Genomic DNA, 22,290 nt, shown 5'->3' with positions numbered 1-22,290 from the left:
TTTGTCACGTGGTTTCATTATAGCACATTTACCGGCAGAAAAAGGAAAACGGCACATTTTCCTGAATAGTTTGATATAATAAACGTATCATGTTTCTGGAGATGAGTATATGATAAAAATCCAAGATATAACCAATCATGCAGTGTATGAAGTGGAATATGGCACAACGCTGCTTAATATCAGCAATCAGCATTGTGCAGATTCAAAGGCGCGTATTGTGCTGGCTTTGTTTAATAACCAGATGGTCGGATTGCAAACAAAGATACTGACCGATGGAACAGTGGAATGGTTTTCCCTGGCGACGATAGAAGGTAATAATTGTATGCAGCGAACGGTTATTTTATTGCTTGTCAGAGCGGTTGCCGATCTATATCCGATGGGAAAAGTCTATGTCAAACATGCACTGAGAAAAGCGTTATATTGTGAGCTTAGCATAGGACATACGATAACCGTCGAGGATGTGCGGTCTATAAAACGGCGCATGCAGGAATTAGTGGATCAAAAAGCGGATATCCGGCAAGTCACAGTCAGTGCGGAAACGGCTAAGGACATGTGTTTGAACCGCAATATGGAACGGGAGGCCAATCTGTTAAGCCATGTAAATATCGAGCATATTATGACCTACCAGTGCGGACAGGTTTTTGATTATTATATGGGACCGCTGCTGCCTGATATGGGATATGTCACAATTTTTAATTTACGTTCGTATGCTCCCGGTGTCATTTTAGAATATCCGAAGGTAGATGCTCCCGAAGAATTGCCAGAATATATGGAAATTCCCAAATTAGCACGTGTATTTTTGGAATCCGAGGAATGGGGACGGATTGTGCGATGCCAATATGTGTCTGATTTGAATAAATATATCGAAGAAGGATCTATTCAAGATATTGTGGATATGGCCGAAGCACTGCAGGAGAAGAAATTGGCTCAACTAGCTGATTTTATTGTAGATCAGCACCCCAAAATAAAAGTAGTGCTTATTGCCGGCCCTTCTTCAGCTGGGAAAACTACATTCTGCAAACGTCTGGTTACGCAGCTCCGCGTTATAGGACTGCGGCCGGTACAGATTTCATTGGATGATTACTTTCTAAACCGGGAGGATACACCGCGAAATAAAGACGGCAGCTATGATTTTGAATCACTGCGGGCGATTGATGTGTCTTTGTTTAATCAGCAGATCGATGCTCTTCATCAAGGGTATGACGTTCATTTGGCACATTTTGATTTTGTGTCGGGACATCGGCATTTTGATGACAAAGTTACTGTTTTGGAGGAAGGCCAGCCTATCGTTGTGGAAGGATTGCACGCATTGAATGATTCCTTGACGTATATGCTGCCGCGTTATGAAAAGGTAAAAATATCGTTAGGGGTATTGACACAGATTCGCATTAATGACCATAATCGCATATCAACGTCTGACACGCGTATTTTGCGCCGTATGGTACGGGATCATCAATTTCGGGATCGTGGACCGGATGCGACGTTGGAAATATGGAGCGATGTGCGGGAAGGGGAAGAAAAAAATATATATCCCTATCAAGAGGATGCCGATACAATTTTTAATACGGCGCTTCCTTATGAAATTGCCGCGTTAAAGCCATATGCAGAGCCATTGTTAAAATCTATTACGCCGGACAACCCGTATTATCACGAAGCGCAGCGTTTATTGATGTTTTTATGGCCCTTTGAAGTCATTGATCAATCCATTGTTCCTGCCAATTCGTTGCTGCGGGAATTTTTAGGACAAAAAAGCTAGGCGGCAAACGTTTGGCAGATGAAAAAAATCATTGACAAAGCAAGGGTGTATCGATATAATAGTATAGTCGAGGTAGAAATGATGAAACTACAAGTAGAACAAGCAATGAAAGAGGAAGGCAGAAAATTTCCTTTTTCTTTTAGGGAACCAGCTGTCGCTCTCGGTGATGTAGCTGCTTTTTCTTGGAAGAGTCATGATGTGGCTGTAGAAGGTTTGTTTTGGTTTGATGGATGCCATTTGGTTGTTCATGGAACCGTCCAAATCTCGGGAATATACCGTTGTAGCCGCTGCCTGACACCGGTATCGGTGGATCGGAAGGAAACCTTGTCTGAAGTCTATGGTACGGAAGCCGTGCTTCCAGAAGATGTGGAACCGTATAACGGAGAATACATTGATTTGACGAAGACAGTGAGAGAAACCTTGGTCCTCAGCGAACCAATGCGGGTCTTGTGCCGGCCCGATTGCAAAGGGCTTTGCCCGCAGTGCGGCGCTAACCTGAACGAAGGGCCTTGTAGTTGTCCTGATGACAGGATTGACCCGAGAATGGAAAGATTGGGTGAATTACTGAAATCAAATCGCTAATACACGTACCATGATTTTAAGGAGGTGCAGAACATGGCAGTACCAAAACGCAGATTATCGAAATGTCGTCGCGACCGTCGTCGTGCCAACTGGAAATTAACAGCACCGGGATATGTGGAATGCCCGCAGTGCCACGAAGCAATGTTGCCTCATCACGCATGCCCGTCTTGCGGTTTTTATAAAGGCAAGCAGGTTGTAGCTAACACTGCAGCTGAATAAGCGAAACAAAAAAGTGTGCCATGGGCACACTTTTTTTGTTATGCAGATAGGAACATAGTGCCTATAGCTGTATCACAAAAAAACATTGTTTCTGCCTTGCTGCGAGATAATACGGCAGACGGGAACAGGAAACATTGGTTGCCCGAAAATGATTTAGCATGGTATAATATATTATTGTGAATAATTTATTTTATATTGATATAGAATAAAGCTGCTGCAGGGAGGAAAATTGTATGCGTGCCATGGGAATAGATCCGGGGACGGCTAGATGTGGTTTTGGAATCGTTGATTCACAGGGAAGCCGTTTGCATCCTGTTACGTACGGTGTTATCGAGACGACGCCGGAACATACGGATGGGCAGCGCCTGGTCATGATTTATGACAATTTAAATCGATTATATGAAACATATCACCCTGATATCATCGGCGTGGAACAGTTGTTTTTTAACCGTAATGTTACAACTGCTATCGCCGTAGGACAAGCCCGCGGCATTATCCTTCTGACGGCGCAGCAGGCAGGTATTACCTTGTTGGAATTTTCTCCTTTGCAGGTCAAGCAAGGGGTTACCGGTTACGGGCGGGCTACGAAGGAACAAGTCATTGATATGACGATGCGCCTTTTGAGTATTCGTGAGAAAATCAAGCCCGATGATGCGGCCGACGGATTAGCGATGGCCATTTATGCTTTATATTCCAATCATTCGCAAAGCTTAAAAAGGACGGTTCAATTATGATAGGGTATGTAAAAGGTGTTGTGACTCATATTTTTATCGATTCTTGTTTTGTGGATGTCCATGGAGTAGGCTATCGGGTATATGTTCCTGGGTCGACGATGGAAAAATTGACGGTTGGTCGGGAGATGCTGTTATTTACCTATATGAGCGTACGGGAAGATGCAATTCTGCTCTATGGATTTCAGAGCCAGGATGAATATGATTTATTTATGCTTTTGGTAGGGGTAAATAAAGTGGGTCCCAAGGTTGCCTTGGGTATTATGAGTGCTATCCGTCCCGACAGTTTTCGCATGGCTGTACGGCAGAAGAATATAGCGGTCCTTACTAAACTCCCCGGTATCGGGAAAAAGACAGCAGAACGGTTGATTTTAGAATTACAGGATAAAATAGGCAGACTGGACCGCGAAGACAATATTAGCAGCATGCCTATGGATAGTGCGGTCCCGCAGGGGATTGCACAAGAAACATTGGCGGCACTGACCAGTTTGGGATATTCTTCACAGGAAGTACTGCCCGCGATAGAAGGAAATGTACAGCAATGTACAACCGTGGAAGAATTGCTTAAAAAAGTATTGCGTGTTTTAGGAAGCGGGAGGTAGAACATGGAAGATCGTATTGTAGAAACAGAAGCACTAGCCGGTGATTCTTGGCAATACAGCTTGCGGCCTCATTATTTTAAAGAATATATTGGGCAGGACAAAGTCAAGGCAAATCTGATGGTATTTATTCAGGCGGCCAAGGAACGCAAAGAGGCATTGGATCATGTGCTGCTTTACGGACCACCGGGTCTGGGGAAAACTACCATGGCAGGAATTATTGCCAATGAACTGGGAGTCAATTTGCGAATCACTTCCGGCCCGGCGATTGAAAGACCCGGTGATTTAGCTGCTCTTTTAACAAATTTGCAGGAACGGGATTTGCTTTTTATAGATGAAATACATCGGTTGTCCCATAGTGTTGAAGAAGTATTATATGCGGCAATGGAAGACTATGCACTGGATATTGTTATCGGCAAGGGACCCAGCGCACGTTCTGTACGTATTGATTTGCCGCCGTTTACGCTGGTAGGCGCTACAACACAGGTAGGCCGCTTGGCTCCGCCTTTACGGGATCGGTTTGGTGTTATTTGCCGCTTGGAGTTTTATAAACCGGAAGATTTGGTCCTTATTATCAAACGGACGGCAGAAATTTTGGATATTGCTGTGGATAATCAGGGAGCACTGGAAATTGCCCGTCGTTCGCGGGGAACACCTCGGATAGCCAATCGGTTACTGAAGAGAGTGCGCGACTTTGCGCAGGTATCCGGCTCCCATGTCATTAGTGATGCCTTAGCGTCATCGGCCTTGGACCGACTGGAAGTGGACTGTTGTGGATTAGATCGTACGGACCGCAGAGTGCTGCAAGTCATTATCGAGAAGTTTTCAGGAGGACCGGTTGGTCTTGATACGATTGCAGCGGCGATCAGCGAATCCGTAGATGCCGTAGAAGATGTGTATGAGCCATTTCTTATGCAGATGGGATTTTTGAATCGGACGCCGCGAGGCCGTATCGTTACGGAATCGGCATACCGGCATCTGGGGTTGCCCGTGCCGAAACACGATGATACGTCCGTATCCTTATTTTGAGGAGATGTTAGTATGGCCAGAATGCTTATTGGTATCGGTATATTATGTATAGCAGCAGGCCTTGGCTGGATGTTTCTTGATCAAGTCGGTTTAAGCCGGTTGCTGGGGCATTTGCCGGGCGATCTTAATTTTACCAAGGGAAATATATCGTTTCATTTTCCTGTCGTGACCTGTATTATTATTAGTGTTATCTTAACGGTTTTTTTAAATGTATTTTTTCACCGATAAATTATAGATGTATTAACAGGAGGTATAGGTATGTGGCGGCAAAGACTCCTTCGTATGACTGCAGCGGCAGCTATTTTTTTATGTATGACCGCTTCTGTTCTGGCTTCTGGTACAGGTCCGGTTGTATGTATCGGGATTAAGGAAGGGCAGAACTCGACATCGGTCAGCGGAACCAGTGACATGATATTGTATAAAAATGGAACGATTTGGAAAAAAATAAGAGCGTATACTCCTGTTGCCGTGACCTATCATAATGGTGCACTTGCTGCCAGTGGCAGTTTAGCAGAGTCCATTACGATCGAACCTGTTAAAAATAGTGGAACAGCTGTTTTAATGGTAGGCAATCGTCCGTACCGGGGAGATATACGATTGATCAAATCTCCGGGGCGATGGGGGATGACGGTTATTAACGAAGTTCCTCTGGAATATTATCTCTATGGTGTGGTAGGAAGTGAAATGTCTTCTTCTTGGTCACCGGAAGCATTGAAAGCGCAATCGGTGGCAGCTCGGACATATGCGGTAGCACATAAAGAATATTTTATAAAACGCGGATTTGATATGACTGATGACACCAGCAGTCAGTCCTATGGCGGCGTTCTTGCAGAATCGCCGGCTATTAAGCAGGCGGTAGATGCTACGCGCGGAGAGATACTGACATACGGCGGACGGCCCATTGATGCCTTGTTTTCTGCTTCGGGCGGAGGATATACGGAACATAGCGAAAATGTTTGGGGCAGCATGGTCCCGTATCTGCGCGGTGTGTACGATGACAGTAGTAAAATGCCGGATTACCGCTGGCAAGTTACTACAACGGCTGCCGATATGGAACGCAAACTCAGAGCGGCCGGCAAGGATGTGGGAACGATTCGAGCCATTATGCTGACTCCGCTGAAGAAACGGCCGATTACAGCTGCCGATAGAGGGATATCGGGTAGAGTCACCTCGATGGTCGTTGTTGGGACAAAAGGACAAGTCCGTATGACGGGAAATTCTTTCCAGCAAATTTTTGGCTTAAAGAGTACCCTTTTTGATTTTTATCAGGGATCTGGAGTACCCGGAGATATTGACATGTTCAAGAAACCCCTGCGCAATACGATGTTCACTGTAAAAAGTACATTTCCCATTATGATTTATGGTTATGGATGGGGGCATGGACTGGGAATGAGCCAGTGGGGGGCCAACCAGATGGGGAGAGAAAATATCAGTTATCAAACGATTTTATATCATTATTATAGCAATACAAAATTAGAAAAGTTATACTAGGAAGAAGGATTTAAATTGAAATTAAGCGATTTTACCTATGAACTGCCGAAGGAATTAATTGCGCAGCATCCGGCTGAACCACGGGATCATGCTCGACTGATGATATATGATAAAAAAACGGGTGACGTAGTACACCGCTATTTTTATGATTTAGTTAACGAATTGCAGTCGGGAGATGTTCTTGTTTTCAACGACTCCAAGGTTATTCCTGCCCGGCTTTTCGGACATCGCATTCCCACGGGCGGAAAAGTGGAAGTACTCCTGCTGACGCCTTGCGGGGAAGATACCTGGGAGGTATTGGTAAAACCGGGGAAAAAAGCCTTGCCGGGTACGCAGCTTGCGTTTGAGGCGGGAATGACGGCAGATATACTGGATAAGACTGATTTTGGCGGCCGTATTGTAAAGTTTAATTATGATGGCGTATTTGACGATATTATTGATACTATTGGAGAAATGCCGCTGCCGCCGTATATACATGAAAAACTGGAAGATAAAGAGCAATACCAGACGGTCTATGCCCGTGAAAAAGGCTCGGCAGCCGCTCCTACGGCTGGGCTGCACTTTACAGATGAACTTTTGGAAAAGATACGCGATAAAGGTGTGCAGGAAATATTTGTTACACTGCATGTGGGGTTGGGTACTTTCCGGCCGGTAGAAGAGGAAAATATCGAAGATCATGAAATGCATAGTGAATTTTACAGTATTACACCCGAAGCAGCAACAGCTGTGAATCGAGCTAAAGCGGAAGGCAGACGTGTTATTGCTGTAGGTACGACTTCTATTCGTACGTTGGAAAGTGCAGGTACTTCTGGGGAGCTCAAAGCGGGCTCCGGATGGACAAATATTTTTATCTATCCGGGATTTACGTTTCATATCGTCGATGCATTGGTCACTAACTTCCATCTTCCGGAATCGACGCTGCTGATGCTGATCAGTGCACTATCGGAACGGGAAAAAATATTAAAAGCATATGAAATCGCCGTACAGGAACAGTATCGCTTTTTTAGTTTTGGCGACGCCATGTTTATACGATAAGGAGGAACACTCTTGGTTATTTCATACGAACTGCAGGCAGAATGTGACGGTGCCAGGGCAGGCTTGCTGCGAACACCGCATGGTACCTTTAAAACACCGATGTTTATGCCTGTTGGAACGCAGGCAACCGTAAAAACGCTGACGCCCGAGGAACTGTATGATATGGGAGCTCAGATTATTTTAAGCAATACCTATCATCTGTTTTTGCGGCCGGGGGAGAATTTGGTACGGGAGGCAGGCGGTCTTCATAAATTCATGCATTGGAAACAAGCCATTCTTACGGACAGCGGTGGGTTTCAGGTGTTCAGCCTGGGCCAGATGCGGAAAATTACGGAAGAAGGCGTTACGTTTCGATCCCATTTGGATGGATCACGCAAATTTTTGTCACCGGAAGTCTCTATGGATATTCAGATGAAACTGGATTCGGATATTGCCATGGCGTTTGATGAATGCATCCCATATCCGTCGGATTATGACTATACCAAACATTCGACGGAACGGACCAGTCGCTGGGCTAAACGCTGTCTGGACCATCATCGCAGCGATACGCAGGGAGTATTCGGCATTGTTCAGGGCGGTATGTATAAAGACCTCCGCCGGCAAAGTTGTGAAGAGTTGGCGTCAATGAATTTTGATGGATTTGGTATTGGTGGGTTGAGTGTTGGTGAAGCAAAGGATATAATGTATGATATATTAGAAAATACGACATCGTATCTTCCGATACACAAAGCACGCTATCTGATGGGCGTCGGCACACCGGATTGTCTGATTGAAGGAGTGGCACGCGGTGTGGATATGTTTGATTGTGTCTTTCCTACACGGGTAGCACGCAACGGCATGGCTATGACTCATACCGGGCGGCTTACGGTACGCAACGCAAAATATGCTCATGATTTTATACCGTTGGAAGCAGGATGTCAGTGTTATACCTGCAGGAACTATTCCCGAGCTTATATCCGCCATCTCTTTAAGGCAGAGGAATTATTGGCATATCGACTGGTCAGTATTCATAATTTATATTTTCTTTTGGAATTTATGCGGAATATGCGCCAATCTATTTTTGATGGTACGTTTCGGCAGTTTCGCAAGCAATTTTGGGACCGATATCAAGATGGATAAATTATATTCATCTTGCATATAGATATTATGTGTTTTAGGAGGTGAAAAGAGTGGAAGAATTGATAAACAGTATGGGCGAATTCGGGGCTATGTGGCCGATTCTCTTGATGGTGGTTATTTTTTATTTCTTGTTGTACCGGCCGCAGAAAAAGCAGCAGAAACAGCGCCAGCAAATGCTGGACAGCTTGAAAAAAGGTGCTAAGATAATTACTGTCGGAGGTGTTTACGGAACCATTGAAGCCTTAGATGAAAAAACGGCAACTCTCCGTATTTCCGAAAAGGTTGAAATCAAGGTCACACGCAGTGCTATCAATCAGGTGTTAGGTAAGGATAATGAAGATGCCGGAAATGATAAGTAAAAAACAGCTTAGAAAAGCCATTACGGCACGTCTTGGAAAAATATCTCCGGAAGAACAAGCTGAGGTAAGCAAGGATGTTTGTTGCCGTATTGCAGTGTTGCCGCAGTACAAAAAGGCGCAGCGGATCATGGCATTTTTGAGTATGCCCGGAGAGATATGCCTGGATTCCTTATTGGACCAGGCAATCCGGGAAGGGCGGCACGTATATGTGCCGCGATGCTTGTCCCGCGGAGTTATGGAAGCGGTCCGGCTGGATTCAGTATCAACAGCCGTAAACGGAAAATATGGCATACGGACAGCACCGGCGGAAAATCTGTCTGCTAGTCCGGATACCTTGGATTTGATACTTGTTCCAGGCGTGGCTTTTGATGAAAAGGGATGGCGGCTCGGACATGGGGCTGCTTTTTATGACCGTTTTTTGCCAAAAGCACAGCAAGCCAGTTGGATTGGCATTGTCTGGGATATGCAAATAGTACCGACCGTTCCTAAAGAATCGCATGATGTGTGTATTCCTTTTATTTTAACGGAACAACGGTATATTATTACACATTGGAAATAAAGTTAGTATTTCCCAAGAGGGGGGATATTGTTGCGGACTCGTAACATGGTAAAGTTTTTTGGCGCAGTCATTATTATTTTGGCTGCATTTATTACATTTATTTATCCGCTTGCCAATTCTATCAAGCAAGGCCTTGATTTGCAGGGCGGCACGCATATTGTGCTGGAAGCGGTGGATACGCCGGATGCACCGGTCACGGACGACTCGCTCAGCCGTGTCGTTACTATTATTGAAAGGCGTATCAACGAAATGGGCTTGACGGAACCTATCGTGCAGAAAGAAGGTGCCCGCAGGGTCATTGTAGAGCTGCCTGGTGAAAAGGATCCTCAAAAGGCGATTGAAACAATCGGCAAAACCGCTGTCTTGGAATTTAAAGATGAAAGCGGAGCAACGCGTATGACTGGTAAAGATTTGAAAACGGCAAAAGAACAAATTGATAACGGTAAGAAAAACGTTGTTGCTATTGAATTTACGGATGAAGGTGCCAAGAAGTTTGCCGATTTGACAGCATCCAATGTGGGACATCAGATTTCCATCCTCCTTGATGGCCAGGTGTTGACTTCTCCTGTTGTTAATGAAGCTATTACCGGCGGTAAAGCCGTCATTACCGGCAGTAAGACGTTGGAGGATGCAAAAAATCTGGCTATTTTACTTCGTTCCGGGGCTCTTCCCGTTAAGGTCCAGGTATTGGAAGTACGGACGATCGGTCCGAGCTTGGGGCAGGATTCTAAGATAAAGAGTGAAAAAGCGTTTGCTATCGGCATCGTTCTTATCATGATTTTTCTTGTTGCCATCTACCGAGTATCCGGTCTGGTAGCCAATGTCGCATTACTGGTATATATTATGATTTTATTGGCGATTCTGAAGTATCTGAATGCGACACTGACACTTCCTGGAATTGCCGGTATTATCTTATCCATGGGATTTGCCGTAGATGCCAATATTCTTATTTTTGAACGATTTAAGGAAGAGGTCTTGATCGGTAAAAGTCTGCGAACGTCTATGGAGGCAGGATTCAGGCGGGCATTCAGTACGATTTTGGATGCTAACGTATCCGTTATGATTGCAGCTATTGTTCTTATTGTAATGGGGTCCGGCACTGTAAAAGGATTTGCTGTTAATCTGGCGTTAGGCATTATTGTCAGTATGTTTACAGCAATTTTGGTTAGTCGTTCACTACTGACATGGTTCATTAATACTGGTCTCATCACGAATCCTTGGTTTTATGGTTTGAACCGTAAGCTGACGGCCGAATCAGAAACAAAAAAGGGGGGACGGTCATGAGATTCAATATTGTAGCTCATAAAAAATGGTGGTTTTCCCTATCCTCTATTCTGGTTATATTGAGTATTATCTCTATGTTTGTCTATGGATTTAACTTTGGTATTGACTATACGGGTGGCACGATCTTGGATCTGCAGTTTCAAAAACCGGTTACGGTTGCACAAGTTCGTGATGCCGTCAATAGCACGAATATGAATCTGGATAACAGCGTTATCCAATTGACCGGCGTGACCGATGAAAGTTCTTCCGCCGATGTTATGATTCGCATGCGCAATCTTTCCAGTGACGAAAGCAAATCCGTTGTTGATCAGGTGCAGAATAAGCTTGGCAATGTGGAAGTCAAGCGGACAGAATCTGTTGGAGCTGTTATTGGTTCGGAAGTGACTAAGAATGCTATTATAAACCTTCTGGTGGCATTTGTGGCACTGGCGGCTTATATTTCTTTCCGATTTGAGTATAAAATAGCCATATCCGCACTTGTATCCATTCTTCACGATTTAATTATGGTGCTTGGATTTTTCTCGTTTTTCCATTTGGAAATCGATGCGTCTTTCCTAGCGGCTATATTGACAGTAGTAGGCTATTCCATGAATGAAGCCGTCGTTATTTTTGACCGTGTGCGGGAAAATACACGAACGCACCGCCGTACGGATACTTATGAAAAACTGGCATATGACAGTATTGCCCAGAGTATTCACCGCAGTATCTATACCTTGACCACTGTACTTTTTGCCTGCGGAGCACTGCATTTCTTTGGTGGTGATTCGACCAAAAATTTTTCACTGGTCATGCTCATTGGTTTTATCAGCGGGGCGTATTCTTCCATCTGTGTAGATACATCTTTGTGGGTCGTATGGAAAAACCATACTTCGCATAAACGTGGTTCTAAACCCGAAGAAGAAAGCGGTATTGTCAGTGAAGAAAGCAACTAACCATACCTGACAGATATGCGAACCAGGCGTTCAGAAATTTTCTGAACGCCTGGTTTTTATTTTTTGAACTAATTTAATTTATATTTTTGGGTCTGGGGGCAAGAAAGGCAAAAATAGCACCAAAAACGGCAACAATCCATAGTACCTGCAGTGCAGTGGAAACGCCCCATTGATCGGCTCCCCAGCCAACGAGCGGGGATATGAGCCCTCCCATAGTAGTGCTCAGTCCCAAGGTCACACCTGATGCCAGACCTACGTTTTTAGATAAATAAGTCTGGCCGAGAACGACGATAGGGCTATAAGGTGCAAACAGAGAGAAGGCAACCGGAATAAGCAATAATGTAGATAACCAGATGTTTGTGCTGTTTGTGAAAAAGAACATAGCAGGGATCATTAATAAGAACGATCCCCGCATGATACGGATAAAGCCAAAGCGATCCGCCATAATTCCGCCTAAAAAGGTGATGCAGGCACCCATTGCAAATAAGATGGATAATGCAAGGCTGCCGTTAGCCGGCGTTTCATGCAGGACGGTAATCCAGTAAATAGGAATGAATGTATTGCAGGTTGTAAAGCCGACGGAACGTGCAAAAATAACAACGGTCAATTTGCTGAAAGCGCTCCAATCGTTTTCTTTTGTTTCATTTTTGTGAGCTATTGTGTTTTTGATTTCTACATCGGCTGCCATTTTTAGAACTTTGGGCATATTTATATATAAGATAGCGGAAAGAACGGTATTTACCAGTCCGAAAATGACTAATCCGCGAATGTCAAAGGCGTAGGCGCAAAAACCGGCAACCATAGGACCCACGGCAAACCCCGCATTCCCACCTACTGAAAAGCTACCCAGTGCCTGGCCTTTGAGTTTTCCTGAAATTTTGTTGACCATGAGCGCCGCTTCCGGGTGAAAAATAGAAGAGCCGAGACCACTGAACATGGCGCAGATAAAAATAGTCCAGTAATTGGTCGTAAATGCTATGATAGTAAGACAGATGCCGCACATCATAGTTCCGGCAGGGATAAACCAAGGTTTGGAAATTTTATCAGAATAATAACCAAAAAGTGGTTGTGATACAGAGGACAAGAGCATGTTGGCGAAAATTAACGTAGCGGCATCTTGATAGCTTAAGTTACAAACAGCAATAAAATAAGGCAGCAGTGCCGGAATTGCTCCTTGGCACCAATCAGCGGCAAAGTGCCCCATAGTAAAGAGATAAACAAAGGGATTTAGTTTTTTCATAGCAGATACGACCTTCTTTTTATAGGATGTCTATATATTCTTGTGTTACATATACGTTATTATTACATAGTACTTTATAGTTTTCAAGAGAAATAGGCAGATATCTACTATATACAGCCATGTAAAGTGTTTTTTTCAGTATATTTATGATTACAGGTGGTAAAAAAAGCTCTATGTGATATAATGGGAAAAATGGTATTAGATATTAAGGAGTTGAGCATATGGCGTCAAAAGAAATGTTTGAATTAGGCTCTAAGAGTTCTGCTATCAGAGATTTATTTGATTACGGGCAAAAGCAGGCAGTTATAGTAGGAAAAGAAAATGTTTTCGATTTCAGTATTGGGAACCCAACCGTACCGGCTCCGCCTTGCGTTAAGGAAGCAATTGAAAATCTACTGAATACCAAGGCTTCCGTGGAAATTCATGGGTACACTTCGGCACCAGGTGATATATCCGTCCGTAACGGCTTGGCTGACTTCATGAATACTACCTATGATGCCGGCGTCAGAGCAGAGAATTTTTATATGACTTGTGGGGCAGCGGCTTCTTTGACGATGTCTCTGAAAGCCTTAGTGGAATCGTCGGAGGACGAAATTATTCTTATTGCGCCATTCTTTTCAGAATACACTGTATTTATTCAAAATACAGGAGCAAAACGGGTGGTTCTTCCCCCGGATACAACGCATTTTCAAATTGACTTTGCGGCGTTGGAACATGCGATTACGCCGCATACACGAGCCATCATTATCAATTCACCTAATAATCCTTCGGGTACAGTATATACGGCAGATACTTATACACGGCTGGCTGCATTGCTTACGCAGAAATCAAAGGAATACGGGCATCCTGTCTACATTATTTCCGATGAACCTTACCGGGAAATCATTTATGATAATATGCCCATCCTTTATGTCCCGAAGTTCTATAAGGATACGGTGATTTGCTATTCGTACAGTAAATCCTTGTCCCTTCCGGGAGAGCGTATTGGCTATATTCTTGTACCGGACTATGTGGAAGGTGCCAGGGAAATTTATGCAGCTATTTGTGGTGCTGGCCGTTCGATGGGGTTTGTCTGTGCCCCGAATCTGTTCCAAAAGGTTGTTCTGGCTTGTTTGGGAAAAACGTCAGATATTGCTGTATATGATGCTAACCGAAAACTGCTGTACAATGGATTGAAGGATATGGGATATGAATGTATATATCCGAGCGGTGCATTTTATCTGTTTGTGAAGTCACCGGAACCAGATGCCAAGGTGTTTTCTGAAAAAGCCAAGGAACTCAATCTGCTGATTGTTCCTGCTGATGATTTTGGCTGTCCCGGATATGTTCGCGTATCGTATTGTGTGGATCCGGATATGATCCAACGTTCTTTTGCCGCGTTCCAAAAACTTATTAATCAATATAAATAGTAATGACGAGACTTTAACCATAGCAGCGGTGAAGTACTTTTTTACCGCCTATGGTTATTACGTTCTTGACAAACAATTTGTATTTTGTTAAACTGTTCAGGTCTTCCTTTTTGCGGGCCTATAGCTCAGCTGGTTAGAGCGCACGCCTGATAAGCGTGAGGTCGGTGGTTCAAGTCCACCCAGGCCCACCAAAATTCTCCCCTCAGTATAAACGGTTTTTATACTGAGGGGGCTTTTTATATACGTAAACGCATGTAAGTATGTTATAATAATACAATGCCATAAGAAAAAGGAGGTTAGTATATGGTAAACATTGCATCCTATATCGAACAAACGAATCTAAAACCAGAGGCGACGCTGCAGGATATATCCAAGCTTTGCAGTGAGGCTATAACATATAACTTTGCTGCTGTTTGCGTAAATTCTTCGTATGTAAGTACGGCGCATGCCATGCTTAAGGGTAGCGATGTACGGATTTCCTGTGTCGTTGGATTTCCCTTGGGTGCTATGGCAACAAAAATCAAGGCGGCAGAAGCAGTGTATGCGGTTGCTTGCGGAGCCGATGAAATAGATATGGTTCTGGCCATCGGACGGGTAAAGAGCGGTGACTGGGATTATGTAATAGAGGATATCCATCAAGTTGCGACGGCAGTTCCCGGGCACCCCGTAAAGGTTATTCTGGAGACAGGGCTGTTAACGGCAGAAGAAAAAAAGCTGGCTTGCCGTGCTGCTGTGCAAGCAGGGGCGGCTTATGTAAAAACTTCGACGGGTTTTGGCTGCGGTGGTGCTACTGTGGAAGACGTACGGCTTATGCGGGACATGGTCGGTAAGAATGTATGTATTAAGGCTTCCGGCGGTATACGCGATTATCAAACGGCGTGTGCCATGATTGCAGCAGGTGCCGATAGATTAGGAACCAGCAGCGGACCAGCCATTATGAAAGGTATGCAAGCATGACGGAAAGTGAATTTCAGTTACAGAAAATGGCGTATTCTATCGGACAGGCCCGCGGTTGTACTCCTAATATGGAGCTTCCGGAGACAGCCGAAGAAATAACATATACTCATACGGAAGCTTCTTTTATGGAGACGATGCCAACCCATGGTCCGTCTGATTGTACCGTTAGCATCCTGGCCAGCGGCAGCAGTGGCAATGCGACCTTTATCCGCTGGGGAAATACACGGATACTGATTGATGCGGGTATCAGTTACCGCCGCATTGAACAAGGATTGCGGCAGGTTCAATGCGCCGTGGCTGATTTGGATGCCATTTTTCTTACGCATGAACATTCTGATCATACGTCGGGGCTGCCTGTTTTGTTGAAGCATTCTCATATGCCGATTTATACAACACGGGACACTTGGCAGGCTATAGGCAAAAAGGTTGATGATTACAGTGAGCGGTTTGTCAGATTACCGCGCCGTGTCAATTTGAAAGATGTGCAGGTTATTCCTTTTGCCATTTCTCATGATGCGGCCCGTCCTGTAGGATATGCCCTGCGATGTGGTGACAGCAAGATCACGGTGGCTACGGATTTAGGTTATATCAGTCGGGATGTGGAATTAGCGGCAGCATATGCGGATATTTTGATTTTGGAAGCAAACCATGATGAACAAATGGTTCGTGAAGGTCCGTATCCGTATTGCCTGCAGTCACGGATTTTGGGACAAAAAGGACATTTGTCAAATAAAACGGCGGCAGCCTTATTGACGCGTTTGCCGCGCAAACAAGGCATGAAAGTATTGCTGGCTCATCGCAGCGCTAAAAATAATTCACCTGCTTGTACGGTACAGACGGTACGCGATATACTGTATAATGCGGGGATAGTGATGGGACAGGATATTATCATCCGGTTGGCCTGTCAATCAGGGCAAGTGAGATTTCAAGATAAGGAGTGATGACAGATGTCAAAAAAACATATTACCATAGTGATAGCGGCAATCATACTTATTATAGTTGGGGCAGCGGGAGGATATTTTCTCAACAATACGTTCCTTCATAACGGACAGTCTTTTAAAGGAACGACAAATCAATTGGAACCGCCTAAAAAAACGGATAAAATTTCCGATGCACGCAATACATGGGCTGTGCAAGCAGCTAAAAAAGTCAGCCCGGCTGTTGTCGGTATTACGACAAAAGTCTATAACCGCGATATGTTTAACCGCAAAGTTCTTGTCGGGGAAGGCGTCGGTTCGGGTGTCATTTTTGATAAAAACGGGTATATCGTAACGAATAATCATGTTGTCGGCGACGGCAAAACGGTTATTGTGTCATTAGCAGACGGACAAAGTACGGAAGGTACTGTTATCGGCCGTGATGCCAGAACTGATTTGGCTGTTGTCAAAATAAATGTCAGCAATCTTACGGTTGCTGAATTTGGCGACAGCGATTCGCTGCAGGCCGGGGAACCGGTCATTGCTATTGGTAATCCACTGGGATTGGAATTTCAAGGTACCGTCACTGCCGGTGTTATCAGTGCGTTGAATCGTACTATCGGGGCAGAAGGACAAAGCATGAAACTTATTCAGACAGATGCTGCTATTAATCCCGGCAACTCCGGCGGAGCTTTGGTCAATGCGGATGGACAGGTTATCGGTATTAACAGTGCCAAAATATCAAAAGAAGGTGTTGAGGGGTTGGGTTTTGCTATTCCTATCGACACGGTACGACCTATTTTGGAATCTTTGATTAAAAATGGCAAGGTAGTTCGGCCGTATCTGGGAGTATACGGACTCGATAAGCAAATGGCCGGACGGTTTGGCATGGACTTGCAGGTGGATGGTATTTATGTATATCAGGTTATTGCTGGAGGCCCGCTAGCACAGGCCGGAATTCAACATGGTGATATACTGATCAAGATGGATGATGCGGACTTAAAGGACTTTAATGCCTTGCAGGATGTAATGAAAGCACATAAAGTCGGCGATTCCGTGACGATTACCTATCTGCGCAACAATGCGCAAGAAACGGTGCAGGTAACATTGCAGGAAGCACCGAAGGATGATGAAAAATAGGATGAAATATCATATTATTACAATTGGGAAAATCAAGGAAGCGTATTTAACGGCAGGCATGGACGAGTTTTTGAAACGACTGCGACCGTATGGACAGGTGGAAATAACGGTTCTACCAGAAGAAAGAATGCCGGACAGACCTTCTGCTGCCGACAAAAAACGAGTTCTTGATACGGAAGGGGAAAAGCTTTTGCGCCAGGTGCGTGAGGACTCCTTTCTTTTTGTACTGGATGTACAGGGAACACTTATCTCTTCCGAAGCGATGGCGGAGAAATTTTCCGAATTGGCTGTCTATGGCTGCAGTGAATTATCTTTTATTATCGGTGGTCCGTTTGGATTATCGGACAGGATACGGCGCCGTGCAGATCTGTGTATCTCCTTTGGACGCATTACATTGACGCATCAAATGATACGTCTCTTACTATTGGAGCAACTGTATAGAGCTATTAAAATAGGACGTCATGAACCATATCATCTGTGAAATTTGAGCAAGTTAAAAATAAAAGCAGGAATTTCAACTTCTTTTGTGTAATTAGTATACTAAGAATGAAATTTACTTGGGATTTCATATCGTCAGTATAAAGACTAAAAGCAGGGAGGTTGAGCGTATGCAAGAACGTATAGCATCGGATATTATGGAAAAATATGTCATTACAGCAAGCCCGGATACATCTGTGTTTGATTTGGTAGACATGTTTGTAAAAAACAAAGTGTCTGCTATTCCGGTGGTAGATGATGAAGAAAAACTGATTGGAATTATTACAGATGGGGATTTATTATACAAAAAGATAAAGCCTCATGTACCGCATTATGTCAATCTACTAGGAGCCAGTATTTATTATAATGGCATCAGCGAATATGATAAGGGTTTTAAAAAACTGCTGGCTTGCACCGCTCGGGATATGATGACACGCAATGTTATTATTGCCGCTCCCGATGCCGATATCGAACAGATTGCCGGGGTTATGGTTGCCGAACACTTAAAGGTTATTCCTATCGTAAAGGATAAACGTGTAGTAGGAATCATTACACGGCGGGACATTCTGGAAGAGTTATATTCCGAATATGGTAAGGCAGATACGGAAGAAGAAAAGTAAAAAGTGATATAAAAACAGAGGAATGAGCTCATGACAGGGTTCATTCCTCTTTGTTTTTAAAAATTTACGGTTTCCATTCTATCTATGAGATGATATAATGAAATATACTAAAAGTATTGAGGAGGATATGAATGGATAACAAAGAGGTAGTAGTTGTTGTCGATTTTGGCGGTCAGTATAACCAGCTTATTGCGCGGCGCGTCCGTGAAAATCATGTGTATTGTGAAGTGTACCCGTATCACAAAGCGGTGAGCAAGATAAAGGAATTGCAGCCGCAGGGGATTATTTTCACCGGCGGTCCGGCAAGTGTATATGAAGAAAAGGCACCGAAAATTGAAGAAAAAGTCTTTCAACTGGGAATTCCTGTACTGGGGCTTTGCTACGGAATGCAGTTTATGGCACAAACACTGGGCGGCGAAGTAGAACAAGCCGATATGCGTGAATTTGGCAAGACGGCTATTTCTGTCGATACAGCATCCCCTTTGTTTAAAGGATTGCAGGAACAGGAAACAGTGTGGATGAGCCATACGGACTACGTTGCAAAAATACCGGCTGATTTTGAAATCATTGCACATACAGAAAACTGTCCGGTCGCGGCGATGCAGAATAAAGCAAAGAAACTCTATGCGATGCAATACCACCCGGAAGTACTGCATACCGAACACGGTAAGGAAATGCTTCATAACTTCCTGTTTGAAGTCTGCGGCTGTACCGGATCCTGGACGATGGCTAATTATGCAAAAACGGCAATCAATACTATTCGCAAGACCATCGGGAATGGAAAGGTAGTTCTTGCTCTATCCGGTGGCGTAGACAGCTCTGTCGCAGCGGCATTGATTTCTAAGGCTGTTGGCAGTCAGCTGACTTGTATCTTTGTAGACCATGGCCTGCTTCGGAAAAACGAAGGAGACGAAGTAGAAGCGGCATTTCAGAACTCCGGGATGAAATTTGTCCGTGTCGATGCCTCAGACCGATTCCTTGGCAAATTAAAAGGAGTAAGTGAACCGGAACGGAAACGCAAAATCATAGGCGAAGAATTCATCCGTGTATTTGAAGAAGAAGGACGTAAAATCGGAACCGTCGATTATCTGGCACAAGGTACGATATACCCTGATGTCATTGAATCAGGGGCCGGTGATGCGGCAGTTATCAAAAGCCACCATAATGTTGGAGGCCTTCCGGCGGTTGTCGATTTCAAGGGACTTATCGAACCCCTGCGCAACCTCTTTAAAGATGAAGTACGTGAACTCGGGGCTGAACTGGGACTTCCGGAATACCTTGTATGGCGTCAGCCTTTTCCCGGACCGGGACTTGCTATCCGTGTCATGGGTGAAATCACGACGGATAAACTAGCGGTCCTGCGGGACGCTGATGCCATCTTCCGTGAAGAAATTGCGAATGCCGGCTTGAACCGCTCCATTAATCAATACTTTGCCGTACTGACCTCAAACCGTACCGTCGGTGTTATGGGCGACTTCCGTACCTATGACTATACGCTGGCCCTGCGCGGAGTCACAACGACAGACTTTATGACGGCTGATTGGGCTCGGATTCCCTATGACGTATTGGATAAAATTTCCAGCCGTATTGTAAATGAGGTAGACCACATTAACCGTATTGTATATGATATAACCAGTAAACCACCTGCTACTATAGAATGGGAATAAGAAATAAATGTCTCAGGATACCCTCATGTATTCACCGAGAGGAAAAATGGTTAGCTTGCTGATATATACAAAAAGACCTTGTATAAAAGCTTTTTACGAAGCCTGTGCAAGGTCTTTTGTTATAATAGAAAAGTTTTCAAAAAGAGTTGGCCAAATCCTCTAAAAAATTTTTATTTATAACGTACATTACATCTATATGCAGTGAGTATGAATCCGATATGGGAGCAGACAGGAGCTAAAATCAAGAAGATCGGCATGGCAATTTGTGTTTTGTTTTTTTGACAAATTGCTTGAGAGAAACCAAAGCATGATTGTAACAAATTTCAGCGATGATTATATCGCTGCTGCATGCAGGACAGCAAAGCTGAGAATTCCATTCCAGCGGCCGGTCAAACGTATGGGGTACGCAACTAAAACCAGAGATAAAATTTTTGGTTTTAGCTAACTTATAGAATACAATAGAAATGACACTGTGAACAACGCGAAAATGAGAATGGAGAAGAAACCTGTCTTCGAGAAAAAGAACACTATCTTTCAAAATTAAGGGGATTGGGGAGTTGAAGTGTCGAAGAGCCTTTTTCGTAAGCATCCCGGGCCGTGGGGATGGCAAATAATAAAAATCCAATCTTACTTGTGACGCCATGTTACCGTGTCATTGGCGTAAATGGGAAATTGTGGGATATGCAGCCGGTTTGGATATTAAGGAAAAATTATTGAAATTGGAACAAACATATGCCAATTGTTGAAACAAAATATTTTGATTATGGAAGAAAAGAAGTGGAATACCTCGCTGTTACCGATCCGGTGTTAGGCACTGCAATGGCAATGCTTGGTAGTGTGGAACGCGAGGTGATTCCTGATTTATTTGCAGTATTGGTCTATGCAATTGTAGGTCAGTTGGTTTCTGTACGTTCCGCAAAGATAGTCTGGATGGATATGTAGCAAAATATCGACGATATTACACCGGAAAATCTGTCGTGCGTTTCTGACGATGCGATTCAACAATGTGGCATGATCATGAAAAAAGCGATTATGATTTCGTCATGGTCAAAAAAGATTATACAGTGCAGTATTTGTATGGAGAATTTATGGACATTGTCGGATCAGGCGGTTATTGAGCGTCTAACCGCAATCAAAGGAATCGGTCTTTGGACGGCATAAATGCTGTTGATTAATTGTATGGAACGGTCCGATATCGTTAGCTAGGGCGATATCGCTATTCGCAGAGGAATGGAAAAACTCTATGGGTTCCCAAAATTGACGACGGATCAGTTTGAAAGGTGTAAAAGCAGCTATTCACCGTATGGTTCGGTAGTTTCTATTTATTTATGGAAAATTGCTTTTTTATAGGCTGGATGGGAGCAGGACAACATGGAATCAAAGAAGAAATACACCTAGGAAACAAAAAGACAACGTTTATCTGACTTTAAATAAAAAGGAGAAGAAAACGGATGCAAAAAAAGATTAGACAGCAGATAGAAGCGCTGGCGGAAACAGACTATCGTATTTTTTCTTCCGGACTGCTTCCGCACACGGAACATGTTCTGGGGGTTCGGCTCCCTTTACTTCGAAAAATAGCAAAGCAGCTTTCAAAATCGGATTGGCGTACATATTTGCAAACGGCACAGGATGCTTCATTTGAAGAGATCATGCTGCAGGGAATGGTGATAGGTTGTGTGAAGTGCTCACCAGAAGAACGGTTTTTATATATACAAACTTTTGTTCCTAAAATTGATAATTGGTCGGTATGTGACAGCTTTTGCACGGGACTCAAATTTACGAGAGAATGTCCTACGCAAATGTGGGATTTTTTGCAACCGTATTTAACGTCAAATCAGGAATTTTATATCCGGTTTGCGGTCATTATGTTGATTTTTTACTATATTAATGAATCTTATATTGTGGAAGTTATTCATCAACTGGATAGGGTGCAGCATAGTGGATATTATGTAAAGATGGCAGTCGCTTGGGCAATTTCTGTCTGTTATATTCAGTTTCCTGAAATTACGCTGCAGTATCTGCAAAAGAATTGTTTGGATGATTTTACATATCATAAAGCATTGCAGAAAATCATGGAATCTTTAAAAGTAGATAAAGAAACGAAAAAACAAATTCGAACACTGAAGCGGGAATCTATCAAGATAATAAAAAAGAGAAAGGAATGACAA

Annotated in this window: 26 protein-coding genes and 1 tRNA gene; 26 read left to right on the top strand and 1 reads right to left on the bottom strand. The window is 43.8% G+C overall.

Features of this window, described 5'->3' with window-relative positions; all coding sequences use genetic code 11:
• The first annotated feature begins 109 nt into the window (after window positions 1-109).
• The 14 genes from NXG62_RS04560 to secF all read left to right on the top strand — a co-directional run bounded on the left by NXG62_RS04560 (window position 110) and on the right by secF (window position 11,695).
• Complete coding sequence (locus NXG62_RS04560; protein ID WP_427113783.1) at window positions 110-1,756, top strand: nucleoside kinase; 1,647 nt, start codon at window positions 110-112, stop codon at window positions 1,754-1,756.
• A gap of 81 nt (window positions 1,757-1,837) precedes the next feature.
• Window positions 1,838-2,338 carry a YceD family protein gene (locus NXG62_RS04555; RefSeq protein ID WP_427114241.1) on the top strand — a complete coding sequence of 167 codons (501 nt, stop codon included), beginning with the start codon at window positions 1,838-1,840 and terminating at the stop codon, window positions 2,336-2,338.
• 33 nt (window positions 2,339-2,371) lie between these two features.
• On the top strand, window positions 2,372-2,557 hold the full coding sequence (rpmF, locus tag NXG62_RS04550) for a 50S ribosomal protein L32 (RefSeq protein ID WP_091649484.1): 186 nt from the start codon (window positions 2,372-2,374) through the stop codon (window positions 2,555-2,557).
• Window positions 2,558-2,790: 233 nt separating this feature from the next.
• Window positions 2,791-3,291 carry a crossover junction endodeoxyribonuclease RuvC gene (gene ruvC, locus NXG62_RS04545; protein ID WP_427113782.1) on the top strand — a complete coding sequence of 167 codons (501 nt, stop codon included), beginning with the start codon at window positions 2,791-2,793 and terminating at the stop codon, window positions 3,289-3,291.
• Window positions 3,288-3,890, top strand: a complete 603-nt coding sequence (gene ruvA, locus NXG62_RS04540) for a Holliday junction branch migration protein RuvA (protein ID WP_427113781.1) — start codon at window positions 3,288-3,290, stop codon at window positions 3,888-3,890. Before ruvC ends, ruvA begins: the two co-directional genes overlap by 4 nt.
• A gap of 3 nt (window positions 3,891-3,893) precedes the next feature.
• Complete coding sequence (gene ruvB / locus NXG62_RS04535) at window positions 3,894-4,916, top strand: Holliday junction branch migration DNA helicase RuvB (RefSeq protein WP_427113780.1); 1,023 nt, start codon at window positions 3,894-3,896, stop codon at window positions 4,914-4,916.
• A 12-nt stretch (window positions 4,917-4,928) separates the two neighbouring features.
• On the top strand, window positions 4,929-5,144 hold the full coding sequence (locus tag NXG62_RS04530) for a DUF2905 domain-containing protein (RefSeq protein WP_427113779.1): 216 nt from the start codon (window positions 4,929-4,931) through the stop codon (window positions 5,142-5,144).
• Between the two features lie 30 nt (window positions 5,145-5,174).
• Window positions 5,175-6,407 carry a SpoIID/LytB domain-containing protein gene (locus tag NXG62_RS04525; protein ID WP_427113778.1) on the top strand — a complete coding sequence of 411 codons (1,233 nt, stop codon included), beginning with the start codon at window positions 5,175-5,177 and terminating at the stop codon, window positions 6,405-6,407.
• A gap of 15 nt (window positions 6,408-6,422) precedes the next feature.
• Window positions 6,423-7,442: a tRNA preQ1(34) S-adenosylmethionine ribosyltransferase-isomerase QueA gene (queA, locus tag NXG62_RS04520; protein WP_427113777.1), complete on the top strand. Its 1,020-nt coding sequence runs from the start codon at window positions 6,423-6,425 to the stop codon at window positions 7,440-7,442.
• 12 nt (window positions 7,443-7,454) lie between these two features.
• Window positions 7,455-8,561: a tRNA guanosine(34) transglycosylase Tgt gene (gene tgt, locus NXG62_RS04515; RefSeq protein WP_427113776.1), complete on the top strand. Its 1,107-nt coding sequence runs from the start codon at window positions 7,455-7,457 to the stop codon at window positions 8,559-8,561.
• Between the two features lie 71 nt (window positions 8,562-8,632).
• A complete protein-coding gene (gene yajC / locus NXG62_RS04510; protein WP_427114240.1) occupies window positions 8,633-8,920 on the top strand; it encodes a preprotein translocase subunit YajC in 288 nt (95 codons plus the stop codon).
• Window positions 8,910-9,479 (top strand): 5-formyltetrahydrofolate cyclo-ligase, encoded by a 570-nt coding sequence (locus NXG62_RS04505; protein ID WP_427113775.1) that lies wholly within the window; start codon window positions 8,910-8,912, stop codon window positions 9,477-9,479. The genes yajC and NXG62_RS04505 overlap by 11 nt, the downstream gene beginning before the upstream one ends.
• Before the next feature lie 45 nt (window positions 9,480-9,524).
• Window positions 9,525-10,763, top strand: a complete 1,239-nt coding sequence (gene secD / locus NXG62_RS04500; protein WP_427114239.1) for a protein translocase subunit SecD — start codon at window positions 9,525-9,527, stop codon at window positions 10,761-10,763.
• A complete protein-coding gene (gene secF, locus NXG62_RS04495) occupies window positions 10,760-11,695 on the top strand; it encodes a protein translocase subunit SecF (protein ID WP_427113774.1) in 936 nt (311 codons plus the stop codon). Before secD ends, secF begins: the two co-directional genes overlap by 4 nt.
• 73 nt (window positions 11,696-11,768) lie before the next feature.
• Here secF and NXG62_RS04490 read toward each other — a convergent pair whose 3' ends face one another.
• Window positions 11,769-12,935 (bottom strand): MFS transporter, encoded by a 1,167-nt coding sequence (locus tag NXG62_RS04490; protein ID WP_427113773.1) that lies wholly within the window; start codon window positions 12,933-12,935, stop codon window positions 11,769-11,771.
• A 221-nt stretch (window positions 12,936-13,156) separates the two neighbouring features.
• Here NXG62_RS04490 and NXG62_RS04485 point away from each other — a divergent pair, with 221 nt between their 5' ends.
• From NXG62_RS04485 to NXG62_RS04430, 12 genes are all read left to right on the top strand, one after another.
• A complete protein-coding gene (locus NXG62_RS04485; RefSeq protein ID WP_427113772.1) occupies window positions 13,157-14,344 on the top strand; it encodes a pyridoxal phosphate-dependent aminotransferase in 1,188 nt (395 codons plus the stop codon).
• A 114-nt stretch (window positions 14,345-14,458) separates the two neighbouring features.
• Window positions 14,459-14,535 (top strand) — tRNA-Ile (locus NXG62_RS04480).
• A gap of 112 nt (window positions 14,536-14,647) precedes the next feature.
• Window positions 14,648-15,301, top strand: a complete 654-nt coding sequence (gene deoC / locus NXG62_RS04475; protein ID WP_427113771.1) for a deoxyribose-phosphate aldolase — start codon at window positions 14,648-14,650, stop codon at window positions 15,299-15,301.
• Entirely contained in the window at window positions 15,298-16,242 is a 945-nt protein-coding gene (locus tag NXG62_RS04470) for an MBL fold metallo-hydrolase (RefSeq protein ID WP_427113770.1), read from the top strand. Before deoC ends, NXG62_RS04470 begins: the two co-directional genes overlap by 4 nt.
• Before the next feature lie 6 nt (window positions 16,243-16,248).
• Window positions 16,249-17,358 (top strand): S1C family serine protease, encoded by a 1,110-nt coding sequence (locus NXG62_RS04465; protein WP_427113769.1) that lies wholly within the window; start codon window positions 16,249-16,251, stop codon window positions 17,356-17,358.
• 1 nt (window position 17,359) lies between these two features.
• Window positions 17,360-17,839 carry a 23S rRNA (pseudouridine(1915)-N(3))-methyltransferase RlmH gene (gene rlmH, locus NXG62_RS04460; RefSeq protein WP_427114238.1) on the top strand — a complete coding sequence of 160 codons (480 nt, stop codon included), beginning with the start codon at window positions 17,360-17,362 and terminating at the stop codon, window positions 17,837-17,839.
• A gap of 127 nt (window positions 17,840-17,966) precedes the next feature.
• Window positions 17,967-18,455, top strand: a complete 489-nt coding sequence (locus NXG62_RS04455; protein ID WP_427113768.1) for a CBS domain-containing protein — start codon at window positions 17,967-17,969, stop codon at window positions 18,453-18,455.
• 131 nt (window positions 18,456-18,586) lie between these two features.
• Window positions 18,587-20,122 (top strand): glutamine-hydrolyzing GMP synthase, encoded by a 1,536-nt coding sequence (gene guaA / locus NXG62_RS04450; protein ID WP_427113767.1) that lies wholly within the window; start codon window positions 18,587-18,589, stop codon window positions 20,120-20,122.
• Between the two features lie 597 nt (window positions 20,123-20,719).
• A complete protein-coding gene (locus tag NXG62_RS04445; protein WP_427113766.1) occupies window positions 20,720-20,839 on the top strand; it encodes an MGMT family protein in 120 nt (39 codons plus the stop codon).
• 15 nt (window positions 20,840-20,854) lie between these two features.
• Window positions 20,855-21,064: a hypothetical protein gene (locus tag NXG62_RS04440; protein ID WP_427113765.1), complete on the top strand. Its 210-nt coding sequence runs from the start codon at window positions 20,855-20,857 to the stop codon at window positions 21,062-21,064.
• A 75-nt stretch (window positions 21,065-21,139) separates the two neighbouring features.
• A complete protein-coding gene (locus tag NXG62_RS04435; protein WP_427113764.1) occupies window positions 21,140-21,283 on the top strand; it encodes a hypothetical protein in 144 nt (47 codons plus the stop codon).
• 290 nt (window positions 21,284-21,573) lie between these two features.
• Complete coding sequence (locus tag NXG62_RS04430; RefSeq protein ID WP_427113763.1) at window positions 21,574-22,287, top strand: DNA alkylation repair protein; 714 nt, start codon at window positions 21,574-21,576, stop codon at window positions 22,285-22,287.
• The last annotated feature ends 3 nt before the right edge of the window (window positions 22,288-22,290 follow it).

The sequence above is a fragment of the Megasphaera sueciensis genome, from assembly GCF_050219315.1.
Taxonomy (GTDB): Bacteria; Bacillota; Negativicutes; order Veillonellales; family Megasphaeraceae; genus Megasphaera_A; species Megasphaera_A sueciensis.
Note: the sequence above shows the minus strand (reverse complement) of the source record. Positions and strands in the feature narration are given on the sequence as shown.